The sequence below is a fragment of the bacterium genome, from assembly GCA_030649025.1.
Classification (GTDB): Bacteria; Patescibacteriota; Minisyncoccia; order JAUYLV01; family JAUYLV01; genus JAUSGO01.
In genome coordinates, this window is sequence record JAUSGO010000039.1 from 24,254 (window position 1) to 36,084 (window position 11,831).

Genomic DNA, 11,831 nt, shown 5'->3' on the forward strand with positions numbered 1-11,831 from the left:
CAGTCATGACACGGTACCTATTATTGATATTCAGCTTATGACCGCATCAATAATCCCGATACTCCTAGCGCTTCTTGCTTTTGTTATCGGCATACTCAATCTGGTTAGGCCCGATCTATTTTTGAGTTTTCAGACGTGGTCTCAAAAGGCTCTGTGGGATTCGAAGTATGAACCGGGCCTGCCTGCCTACAGAATGGTTCGGGTTTTCGGCGCATTTTTTGTGATCATAGGGCTGGTCTTTTCTTCAATGATTTTTACTAACGGGGAACCGGGTCTGAGGGAGCAGTTATTTAATTATGACCAGGACCTGGATAAGCTTCCGCTTGTTCGGGTAGTCGTGAAACTCGACAGCATCTGGGAGCGGGCAGGCGGAAGGCCCGACTTGGGGTTGAACGAACAGCGCGATTTCGATTTTTATCTGGAGCGGCCCGACTTGGGGTTGAAACAGCAGGACTTTAAAGATGCCCAGGGCGCGGTCTACACGAGCGACCTGCCTGCGGCACTACAGCCGAAGATGCTTTACGCAAGCGACGTTTCCGATGAGGCAAGGAACGGCGGCAACTCCTGCGACTTCGGCGGCTTTCCGCACACCTGCACGCTTAACTTATACACCGGTGAAGACGCCAAGCCAAAAACCGTTCTGCTTAAGATTGTCTTTGCCGATAACACCTATGCCCAGCAAGAAGTAGCCATACCGTATGCAGGCATGTTGGATACACCTGCCATTCTGGAGCCGAAGTCTGCCCCAAAAAATGGCGGCCGGTTTGGCCTAAAGTTCAGAGACGTTGGCGCAGATCGTTATAAAATCTCGGTGAGCATTTGCCATCCTTACGCAAATAACGGCATCAATCCCTGCCTGAACGTGAATAATTTTGAATATATTTTCGCAAGACAAGGCGGGAGGTTGGTTGAAGAAGGCCGCGATAGCTATTCCCCCGTCATCACTGCCGCCGATAACATTGTTGAAATATGGACAGGCCGTTCGTTCAATTTTTCCCAAGATGATACGAGTGCCGTCTACTCCATTCAAGCCGAGGCAGGGGGTGTGACCCAAGATGGCGTCAAAACCCACAGAAAATCCTATGCCGAAGCTACATACGACCTTCGCTAGCACTGTTTTTGGCGTCATGACGGCTCCGGTGCGACCGAGGGGTTATGGAGCTTGAGCACCCCTCTTTTCCCGAGAGAATCTTCAAAAACGCCTTGTGTTTTGAACGAAAAATCCGAGTCCTAGTCCCGCGCAGCCAAGTCGTGATAGGTTCTTCCGCTCAAGGGGGATAGATTCAAATAAATTATGAGAACAGTAATTATAACCGGAGCAAGCAGCGGCATTGGCCTCGCAACTGCCAAGAAGTTTTTGGCTGAAGGATGGCGAGTTGTCGGCACATATTTAAACACGCCAATTAACATAGAGAATCCAAATTTAATTGCCATACAATATGACCAAGGCGACCCGAGAAGCATCGCAAAAGCCGCTGCTCAAATTACTGCCAGCGTATCTCATGTAGATGCTCTGATTAACAATGCCGGTATTCTTATCGATGCGGAAGATAAAGTTGCTGATTATGTCAAAGTAGAAAAAACTTTGGAAGTTAATGTAGTCGGAGTCGTTAATGTGACGGAACGATTATTACCTCTATTTCAGAAAGATGGCCATATTGTAAATATGGATTCCGGATATGGGGCCATGTCGGTTCCTATAGACGACGAGACGTCCGGCGGATACCGCATTTCAAAAGCGGCATTAAATATGTACACCCGCCATTTGGCATTTCGTTTGCGATCCCAAGGTATTATTGTTTCATCATTGGCTCCGGGATGGGTGGATACTGCCATGGGTAATACTATTGCATCAAGAACTGAAAAACCCGACCGTACTCCGGAACAAGCGGCAGACGAGATTTACCAACTCGTCACAACGGTTAAAGAATCGGGACAATTCTGGGAATACGGCAAAAAAATTCCTTGGTAGTCCGCTTAAGACCGATAATATAAGACGCCGCCTGAACGGTATCTTCTCGAAAGAGTTGCAAAATTTTCAGGGATGTGGTATATTTAGTTGCTCTTTAAAATCCAAAGGAACATCGGAAAGGAAGCCCAACATGAGGTTTTGCGGGAGGCTTTTTGTTTTGCTTTTTTGTTTTTTCTCGATGTATGGGACGCAGGCGGCCGCGGCACAAAATTTCTCCCAAGACTCCGAATCCGAATTCCGCCGGCTCGTCGCAGAGGGCCGGTATGCGTACTTTAATGAAGAATACGAAAAAGCCAAAACGCTGTTACGCGCCGCCCGAGAACTGGACCCCGACAATCCCGAGACCCATGAGCATTTGAGCCTCGTCATTCTTTTTGAACTTAAAAAGGAGCTCGGTATCGAGGGGGACGGAACGCTCAATGATGTAAAAAGGCTCAAGCCATATGCCGACAATGTTACCCAGTTCGAATCGGAGATACGGACAGGAGAGGAGCTGGCGGACGCGATACTTGATAAACACCCCGAGGATCAGCGTGCGCTTTTCGTGCGGGAGAGATTGCGCCTCAACCTCATTATGTTCCGCCGCCAAATACAAGACACGCTTGGCGGCCTCCTTGGCGAATATCGGAAAGCAAAACCCGTCATAGACCAGATCGTTCTGCGAAATCCCAACGATTGCCGGGCATTGGTCACGCAATCCCGCATTAATTATGAGATTGGCAGCCGTCCCTGGTACGAGAAGTTGGGACTTCGCGCGATAGGAGTACGCGGCGATAAGGAAATGGGCATACAAGGAACGGCAAAAGCCGCATCCATGGTATGTCCCGACCACTTCGATTCGGTCGAGGCCCGCTTCAGCTTCCTTTCCATTCTTGCCAAGGAAAAAAAATGGCACGCGGCCTCTGCCATGGCCCTTGAGCTGAGCCTGGAATTTCCGAAGAACACCAAAATAAAGTACTATTTGGACCTTGCAAGGTCCAAAACAAAAATACCCTGACCGGGCTTCCGGCCAGGGCTTTCTTTTCCAAAAGTAATTGAAAAGTGGTATAATCGCATCATAAGCAACTATGCATGATTTCGTTATGGCAAATCTTCTTGATTTCATCTCCCGCAAAAAAACGGCCCCCTCAAAGCTCAAGGTGCTTTTTGTCGCCTCCGAAGCCGCTCCTTTCGCAAAAGTAGGAGGGCTTGGCGAGGTGATGTTCGCCTTGCCCAGAGCCTTGCGCTCTCTTGGCCACGATGCGCGTGTCATGATACCGCGCTATGCCTCCGTAGACCGCGAACGCTATGCGCTCAAAATGATAGTGGAGGGACTTTTGGTGCCGACCGGCGGAGATCCCGCCAATCTTGTTTGTAATGCTTTGATGCACGAGGGCGGCGATACGGCGCCAACATACTTCCTGGAAAACCAGGAATACTACGAAAAACGCGCCAATGTCTACGGGTACGCGGATGACCCCATCCGTTGGGCGCTTTTGTCGCGGGGCGTGCTCGAATTCCTAAAACAAAGCGATTGGGTGCCGGATGTTATTGTGGCAAACGACTGGCAAACGGGGTTTATTCCAAACCTCATACACAAAGAGTATGAACACGATACGGTCATTGATACCATCGCAACCGTGTTTGTGATACATAACCTGTACCATCAGGGCTTGTTCGATCATCGCTTTGTCTCGGAAATGAACTTTGACGCGGGACAAGCCTCCATTGGCGACATATTTGCCCCAAGACTTTTGCACTTGAATGCGGTACGCCGCGGCATCATGTACGCCGACCTCGTGGTCACCGTCTCGCCCACATACGCCAAAGAGATACTCACCAAGGAATACGGCGAGGGGCTTGAGGAGCTTTTGGGCGAGCGGCGCATGCAACTCTCCGGAATCATTAATGGCATTGACTATGAGCGCCTTAATCCAAAAACCGATCCGTACATCACCGCGAAATTCGATGAAAAAACTACGCATCGCCGCAGACGCAACAAGCGCGCACTTCAGGACCGCTTCGGCCTGAAGCAAGATGATAACGCGTTTCTTGTCAGCATCGTCTCGCGCATGGACCATCAAAAAGGGTTTGATCTCATTATGGATATTGCGAATCCGCTTTTCCGAGAAACGGATATTCAGCTGGTGGTACTGGGGAACGGCGACAACAAGTATCGCCTCTTTTTCAAAGAACTTATCGAGAAACACCCAGGGCGCGTAGGAGGGCATTTCGACTTCGACCCTGTACTTCCGCACCTCATCTTCGCCGGAGCCGACGCCATGCTCATTCCATCGGCGTTCGAGCCGTCGGGCCTTACGCAAATGGAGGCAATGCGCTACGGGTGCATTCCCATCGCGCGGCGTACCGGAGGACTTGCCGATACCATCACAGACTATGACGGCGCAGATGCCGGGGATGGTTTTCTTTTTGAAGCGTTTGATTCCTGGGCGTTATTTGCCGCAATCGTCCGTGCGCGGGAAACGCATCGGCATCAGGAGATTTGGCAAGAGCTTATCACGCGGGCCATGGAAAGGGATTTTTCCTGGACGGTGTCGGCTCTGGAATACGAACGTAAACTTGTTGCGGCGATCGAATATCATAAGCGTCTTAAATAGGCGGGTATGCACTGGGCGAATTTCATCCATATCTACCAGCCCGCGGACCAGTCACGTGCGATCCTCGACGCGGTGGTAAACCAAAGCTACCGGCGGATATTTTCGGGACTCGAGAAAATTCCGTCGTTCAAGCTCACACTTAACATCAATGGAGCTCTTACCGAACTTTTGGCGCGGAATGGCTACGGCGATGTCGTGGATCTTATACGGAAACTTGCCGAGTCCGGCAGGTTGGAATTCACCGAAAGCGCCATGTATCACGCATTCCTCCCGTTTTTGGAGGAACGCGAAATAGAACGGCAGATCCGGAAAAATCATGCAGTGAACCACAAGTACTTCGGAGCGGCATACGCCCCTACGTGCTTTTTCCCGCCGGAGATGGCCTACAGCGCAAAAGTTGCGCGTGTTGTTTCTCAACTTGGGTATCAGACGCTTATCCTCGACGAGATATCAAGCCCCATCAGGAACGGAAGCGCCAAACTATTCAAAAAAACTTTCCACATCAGCGGCGCGGGAAACATCGCCGCGGTATTCCGCGAGCGCCGGATATCGAATCTGATTATGAGCTCCATTGCACGCGACCAAAAATCTCTGCAAGAGGTACTGGGCGCGGAGCAGGAAAACGATCGCTATATGCTCACCGCCATGGATGGGGAAACCTTCGGGCATCATCGGCCGGGCCTCGAAGAGCTGTTGTTTTCGGTGATGTCCTCGCAAAAACCCGAGCAGATATTCGTCTCGGAAATCGCCGAGAAGTACCCCGTGTCAGAAACTCCCCTGGCGCCCCGGGAAGCCACATGGGCTTCGGCTGAAAAAGACCTGGAGCGGGGCGTGCAGTTTTTTTCATGGAAGGACCCAAAAAACCCCGTCCACGCCCTGCAGTGGAAGTTTTTCAATTTTCTGCGCAGGAAACTTTCCCGTTCCGATGCGAAGCGCGCTCTTGATGCCTTTGACCGCGCTTCGGCCTCCGACCAGTTTTTCTGGGCCTCGGCCGAGCCCTGGTGGAGCATCGAGATGATAGAAAAAGGCGCCTGGAACATGCTTGAGGCCCTGCGTAAGATCCCGGGGATAGGAAGGGAGGGCCGCAGAGAAGGCAAGGAACTGTACCACGCGATCCTTGAGGAGGCGTTCAGACTACAAAGAAAGGGGGTCATCGAAGCGCTTGCCGGCGCGTACCGCAGTTCCGTGCGTATACCGTTCAAAGACCGCACCAAGGGAGCGGGCAAGCCGGAAGTGTATGATGCGGTCGTTGAAATGATCGGGCGCAAAATGAAGGAAGCGGCAGATGCGCGAAGTTACGAGAAAGCCATCCTGTGGCGCGATGCGCTATGGAAGCTGGAAACCCGAAACGATATATACGATGCCGTCCACGCGGTCGACCTTCTGCGCCAGGAAGTTCCCGAAGGAGAGTTGGAAAGGCTCATGGATACATATAAAGAGGCCTACGAAAAAATTCTTCCCGGCCAGCCGGAACCGCGCGGGCATTAAGGAGTTGTTGCCACATGAAACAGGATGCGTGGTGGAAACACACCGTCATATACGAGGCATACGTCGACAAATTCGCCGGCAGTTTCACCGGCTTTCGGGAAAAAATTGATTACCTTGAGAATCTCGGCATCGGCTGCATCCACGTGCTGCCGTTTTTTCCTTCCGGAGGCGTTGACGGCGGCTATGACGTCACGGATTACACGGCCGTTGACCCGAGGCTCGGAACGCTCGAAGATGCCGAGGCGTTCATTGTCAAGGCTTCAAAGCACGGCATCCGCGTTATCATCGACCTCGTACTCAACCACACGTCCGTTGAGCATCCGTGGTTCAAGGAAGCCCGCCTATCGAGGCAAAATCCCAAACGAGATTACTATCTCTGGAGCAAGAACGGCAAAGAGTATACACAAGCCCCCAATGCCTTCCCGAACATCAAGTCATCGAACTGGATTCTCAATCCAGCAACCGGAGATTTTTATTTTGCTACTTTTTACCCAGAGCAGGCAGATCTTAACTGGAAAAATCCGGCCGTTGAAGAAGAAATAATGCGCATCATGGACTTCTGGCTTGGACTGGGTGTGAGCGGATTCCGGCTAGACGCAGCGGGGCATCTCGCCAAACGCAAGGACACCTCTTGCAAAAGTCTTCCTGAAACTCACGAAATTCTCAAGCGGCTTCGCGCGTATCTCGAAACGAAGAACGCACATGCGGTCTTGCTGGCAGAGGTTCACGATACGCTCCCGCGCATGAGGGAATATTTTGGCAACGGCGATGAGTGCCACCTGGTGTATCACTTCCCGCTCGCGGAAGAAATATTCAGAGCTCTTGCAGAAAATAATATGCGAGGAGTCCCGGAAATGACCGCCGCGGCATCTTCCATCCCCGCAAACTGCGCGTGGGCTGTTTTTTTACGGAATCACGATGAGCTATCGCTTGCAACGCTTAAGGAAGATGTCCGCGACAGAGTCCTTGAGCGTTTTGACCCAGAAAGAAAACATCGGTTCGGCACCGGGCTTGCGATGCGCCTTGCAAGCTTGCTGGACGGAGATCACAAAAAAATCCTTGCGGCATTTCGCTTATTGCTCGATTGCCCCGGTTCTCCGGTTATCTATTATGGAGACGAAATTGGCATGCTCAATGCGGGTGTTTCAGGAAAAATCCCCGATACGAGAGCCTATGTCCGAGGAGCGTTCGACTGGCATGAGGCCGTTCTGCAGGAAAAGAACCCCGATGCCCTCTCCGCCGCTATCGCGCGCATGATTCGGATACGTCGCTCAACTTTCTCTTAAAATAGCCCGGACGCAGGATTTGAAACTCACTACGACAGTCCGTTGATTCTCATGGTATACTTCTTTATTATATGGTGCATATTGTAAAATTTTTTGAGCATATTGCGGAACGTCTATCGTTCTTCGGCAGGCGCAAGAAGCGTTCGGCTCGCTTTAAGGCCACGGTCATTTTCGACCCCGAAGAACTTGATGAGCCCGCGCTTCTGCCGCCCGAGTTCCGGTTCATTCTGAATCGCGAAGACATCAAGAGGGATCTTAAAGAGGTTCTTGGAAAAAAGGGAGGGGATAAGGGTATCGCGATACGGACCAAATCAAAAACTCCGGAACATGTTCTGCGCGCCATTGACCATATCGCAGTACTCACCCAGCATCGCTGTATCACCAGCTGGCTGCCACCGCTTCTGAAATTCGGAAAGCGCCCCGTATTTACGCCTTCGGATCACGCAAGGGCCAAAGAGCGCGGCATAGATCTCTATCAAGAACTTGCTTATATCGTCCAGGACGCCTCGCAGTTCAAACGTTTCATGATATTGGACGAGGAAAATATAGGCATCAACAAGGAAGAATGCGAGGTTCTTGATCGCATGAATGGGCTCTTGGTGCCGTTCAGAGCGGAGTACGCCGTAAACCGCATGGTGTTCGACAACGCGCATGAGCGCACGCATGTTGCCCAAGCCATTATTAAAGTCATGTTCGTTGTCGGCCCCATCACGCATGTTTTAGAAAAGTTTTCGCGGGGTATCGGCAAGGTATTTGCCGCTTCGGTTGACGATGTCATGTCCGAAACCGCGGAACTCATGGCTTTGCGGGGTTCCGGCTTTACATGGAAAGAGCTTGCGCGGCGAGGAAAAATTCTCATTCCGGTTTTCATACTTGCCACCTACGGAGCATTCAAGGTGGAAACGCTTATTGAACACGGATGGCTGCATCTTGCGGGAGCCGTTTTTGGCCTCTCGGCGGTTGCGCTCTCGCTCACCACGGCACTCCAGTCCATTCGCATGTATAAAGACGCGGTGCGTATGCTTGTTGCGGAAGGAAAGCTTGAGTTTGCAGAAAAAAAACCTAAAGCTCAAAAACGGGCGATTTTCTGGGAGGCAGTGAGGCAAGATTTCACCAACCCCGCGCGTCTTGGCCTGTTCCTGGGAGCATGCGCATCGCCCATCGTTTCCATGACCGTCTTTTCACTGATCCCCGGATTTGTGCATAATGGCTGGATCCTCGCCTTTCTGGGCGCTACCGAAACCATTGTTGCGGGAATCACCGTGTATCTTTCCGGGTTCATTAATGAGCGGATGTTCCGCAGAAACATTCTCAAAACCATCGCGCGTCTTCCGCGCCGCGCGTAGTACCACCAAAGTATGGCCATCACACGCCAAATAACCAAAGAACTTTTTTGGACAATGGGCGCGGACCGGGCGCTTGAAGTTTTAGCAACTTCCCCCGGCGGACTTACCGATGCGGAAGTTGAGGTGCGCAGAGTGGTATTCGGCTCCAATGAAATAAAAGAGCAAAGCCGCCTCTCCCGCGCGCAAATCATCTTTGGCCAGTTCACGAGTCCCCTCATCCTGATTCTTGTCGCAACGGGGCTCATTACGACATTTCTTCGGGAGTGGGTGGAAACCGGCGTTATCTTTGCGGCGGTACTCATCAACGCATTCCTTGGTTTTTGGCAAGAGAACAAGGCCGAGACGGTTCTGGAGCTTCTTAAATCCTATGTGCGAACCCGCGCGCGGGTGCGAAGAGGGGGGCTGGAACGCGAAGTGGATGCTGGCGAACTTATGCCCGGAGACCTTATCCGAGTTACGCAGGGAGACCGGGTTCCGGCAGACGCACGATGCATATTCGTCAACGATCTTGAGATAGATGAATCCGTACTTACCGGGGAATCCATGCCCGAAAAGAAAACAGTCGATGTTTGTCCGCAACATACGCCTCTGGCCGACAGAACATCCATGCTTTATGGCGGAACGCTTGCCGTGCAGGGTTTTGCGGACGCCGTAGTTACCGCAACGGGAAGCGAAACGGAATTTGGCAAAATCGCTTCGCTTGTTGCGCTCGCCAAAAAGGAAGCAACTCCCCTCCAGCGCGCCACCCAGCGCTTTGCAACATACGCGGGCGGGGCTTTGGGAATATTGACGGTGGTGCTTTTTGGCTTCGGAATTTATTTTGGCAAAAGCGTCTATGACATGTTCCTGGTTGCCGTGGCAGTCGGCGTCTCGGCCGTGCCCGAAGGCCTCCCGATCGCGCTTACCGTGATACTAGCCGTGGGTGTACAGCGTCTTGCGGGGCAGGGTGGCATCGTGCGCAAACTTCTTGCGGCAGAAACCCTCGGCTCCACAAGCCTTATTCTCACGGATAAGACCGGCACGCTCACCCAGGCGCGAATGGAACTTGTCGCCGTGCTTCCTTATGGCGCGGATACCGAAGAAGAAAAAACAAAACTCCTTTCCGACGCCCTGCTTAATACCGATATTGTCATAGAAAATCCTCATGACGCGCCCGCAACATGGCGCACGTTCGGCCCGGCCCTTGAAGTTGCGCTGACAAAATACGCCGCGCGGCAAGGAGTGCTTCTGCCGAAAATCCTGGAGACGACCAAGGTTTTGGACAGAGTCCCGTTCAACTCCAAGGACAAATTCTCGGCAACAGCCTTCCGGGCAGGTTCACATGTCCGCCTCGTTCTCCTAGGAGCTCCTGATATCCTGCTTCGTTTCACGCACGCATCTCCGGAAGAGCGGGAGCGCGTACTTGAGCAAATCAACGAGCGCGCTTCAACGGGTGAGCGGCTTTTGGGCGTTATCTCGCAGGAAGCGGTTTCGCACGACAAAGAAATGTTGCATCATCGGGCATTTCACAATTTTACGTTCCGCGGTCTCTTGGCTTTTCGTGACCCACTGCGCCCACACGCACGTGAGGCCATACACGAGATTGCCATGGCAGGAGTAAAAACAATCATTGTAACGGGAGACCATCAGGGAACTGCCATGGCGGTTGCCCGGGAACTTGGAATACTTAAAGAGGGCGAGACGGCTATAACCGGAGATGAATTGAAGCATATTTCCGCAGAAGATCTTGCCGCTCGCGCTCAAACAATCCGGGTGTACGCCCGCGTGACGCCCGAACAGAAGGTGTTCATTGCAAAGACCTATAAAGCACAAGGAGAAATAGTTGCCATGACGGGAGACGGCGTGAACGACGCGCCGGCTCTTCAAGTCGCCGATATCGGCGTGGCGGTAGGCTCCGGAAGCGACGTGGCGAAGGGGGTTGCGGACTTGGTCATACTCAATGATAATTTTGAGACTATTGTGAGCGCCATTAAAGAAGGACGGAGAATTTTGGAGAATATCCGCAAGGTTATTATATATCTCCTATCGAACGCCTTTGATGAATTATTGCTTATCGGGGGGTCGCTCGCCGTGGGAGTGGCGCTTCCCCTCAATGCGCTACAGATCCTTTTCGTGAACATTTTTTCGGACAGCTTCCCCGCAATTGCGCTTGCCTTTGAAGAAGGCATTGATGACATCGGGAAAAAGCCGAAACAACTCGACAAAAACCTCTTCGACAAACAGATGCGTTTTTTTATCCTGGTCATAGGAGTTTCTACAAGCGTGTTTCTGCTCGCCCTTTATCTTTTCCTCCTGCGGGCGGGATTTGCCCAGGCTCTCGTGCGAACTTTTATTTTCGCGTCTTTCGCAAGCTACACGCTTCTTTTATCCTTCTCTCTCCGGAGCCTTGAGAAAAGCATCGTACGCTACAATCCTCTCTCGAACATTCATCTTACCGCCGGCGTAGGCATTGGCCTCGGACTGACCTTCGCGGCAGTATACATTCCGTGGCTACAACGCGCTCTGGACACAGTCCCCCTTCCCCTGTCATGGCTTTTGGGAGTACTTTGTTTCGGCATAGCGAACGTCGGCATTATTGAGTTTGGCAAGTGGCTTTTCCGGAAGAAACTGCTTTAAAGAACGCTTTATTCCGAAATACGGCCGCGGGCGCGTAAGTCCACGGCTTTTCTATCGTCATATATGCTTGTTCAGGGTTTTTCTATAATTAACTAATTTTTTTGTATGAATAAGAGATATTTTTCGGTTCTTGGCAAGGGTGGAGCAGGGATTATCGTGGGCGTACTTGCGCTCTCGTCGATTGCTTTTGCGCAAAGCGTATCGCCTACCCCCACGACATCTCCTTCTCCTTCCGTTTCACCAAGCCCATCACCAAGCCCATCTCCCTCACCCAGCGCCTCACCCATACCCGGACAGGGCCGCGGCCAGGAGAAGCGCGAGGAAAAACGTGAACAGCGTGAAGAAAAACGCGAGAATCAAATAGAAAAGAAAGAAGAAAGGGCCGAGAAGCTCGATGCCCGCAGAAAGGAGAACATCCGGAAGCAGTTCAGGCAGATGAAGCATCGCTTCGAGGTGCTTATCAAGAGGCTTGAGAATCTTGCCGATCGCATAGGAGAGCGTCTTGCCAAGATGGAGGCAGCCGGTA

Annotated in this window: 9 protein-coding genes; all 9 read left to right on the forward strand. The window is 51.9% G+C overall.

Features of this window, described 5'->3' with window-relative positions; genetic code table 11:
• The first annotated feature begins 37 nt into the window (after positions 1–37).
• A complete protein-coding gene (locus Q7S09_05945) occupies positions 38–1,111 on the forward strand; it encodes a hypothetical protein (GenBank protein ID MDO8558687.1) in 1,074 nt (357 codons plus the stop codon).
• Between the two features lie 183 nt (positions 1,112–1,294).
• The gene (locus Q7S09_05950) at positions 1,295–1,972 is read left to right on the forward strand and encodes an SDR family NAD(P)-dependent oxidoreductase (protein ID MDO8558688.1); all 678 of its coding nucleotides are present in this window, start codon (positions 1,295–1,297) and stop codon (positions 1,970–1,972) included.
• Between the two features lie 178 nt (positions 1,973–2,150).
• Positions 2,151–2,969, forward strand: a complete 819-nt coding sequence (locus tag Q7S09_05955; protein MDO8558689.1) for a hypothetical protein — start codon at positions 2,151–2,153, stop codon at positions 2,967–2,969.
• Between the two features lie 85 nt (positions 2,970–3,054).
• Positions 3,055–4,569 (forward strand): glycogen/starch synthase, encoded by a 1,515-nt coding sequence (locus Q7S09_05960; protein ID MDO8558690.1) that lies wholly within the window; start codon positions 3,055–3,057, stop codon positions 4,567–4,569.
• Positions 4,570–4,575: 6 nt separating this feature from the next.
• Positions 4,576–6,057: a hypothetical protein gene (locus Q7S09_05965; protein MDO8558691.1), complete on the forward strand. Its 1,482-nt coding sequence runs from the start codon at positions 4,576–4,578 to the stop codon at positions 6,055–6,057.
• A gap of 14 nt (positions 6,058–6,071) precedes the next feature.
• A complete protein-coding gene (locus tag Q7S09_05970; protein MDO8558692.1) occupies positions 6,072–7,343 on the forward strand; it encodes an alpha-amylase family glycosyl hydrolase in 1,272 nt (423 codons plus the stop codon).
• Between the two features lie 71 nt (positions 7,344–7,414).
• Entirely contained in the window at positions 7,415–8,689 is a 1,275-nt protein-coding gene (locus Q7S09_05975; GenBank protein MDO8558693.1) for a hypothetical protein, read from the forward strand.
• Positions 8,690–8,701: 12 nt separating this feature from the next.
• Positions 8,702–11,305 carry an HAD-IC family P-type ATPase gene (locus Q7S09_05980; protein ID MDO8558694.1) on the forward strand — a complete coding sequence of 868 codons (2,604 nt, stop codon included), beginning with the start codon at positions 8,702–8,704 and terminating at the stop codon, positions 11,303–11,305.
• Between the two features lie 105 nt (positions 11,306–11,410).
• The coding region (locus tag Q7S09_05985) for a hypothetical protein (protein ID MDO8558695.1) at positions 11,411–11,831 on the forward strand (421 nt) is incomplete at its 3' end.

What these genes read in the sequence shown, in the direction of transcription:
- Q7S09_05945 (MDO8558687.1), top strand. Translation starts at nt 38, where the DNA reads ATGACCGCATCAATAATCCCGATACTCCTAGCGCTTCTTGCTTTTGTT.
- Q7S09_05950 (MDO8558688.1), top strand. Translation starts at nt 1,295, where the DNA reads ATGAGAACAGTAATTATAACCGGAGCAAGCAGCGGCATTGGCCTCGCA.
- Q7S09_05955 (MDO8558689.1), top strand. Translation starts at nt 2,151, where the DNA reads ATGTATGGGACGCAGGCGGCCGCGGCACAAAATTTCTCCCAAGACTCC.
- Q7S09_05960 (MDO8558690.1), top strand. Translation starts at nt 3,055, where the DNA reads ATGGCAAATCTTCTTGATTTCATCTCCCGCAAAAAAACGGCCCCCTCA.
- Q7S09_05965 (MDO8558691.1), top strand. Translation starts at nt 4,576, where the DNA reads ATGCACTGGGCGAATTTCATCCATATCTACCAGCCCGCGGACCAGTCA.
- Q7S09_05970 (MDO8558692.1), top strand. Translation starts at nt 6,072, where the DNA reads ATGAAACAGGATGCGTGGTGGAAACACACCGTCATATACGAGGCATAC.
- Q7S09_05975 (MDO8558693.1), top strand. Translation starts at nt 7,415, where the DNA reads ATGGTGCATATTGTAAAATTTTTTGAGCATATTGCGGAACGTCTATCG.
- Q7S09_05980 (MDO8558694.1), top strand. Translation starts at nt 8,702, where the DNA reads ATGGCCATCACACGCCAAATAACCAAAGAACTTTTTTGGACAATGGGC.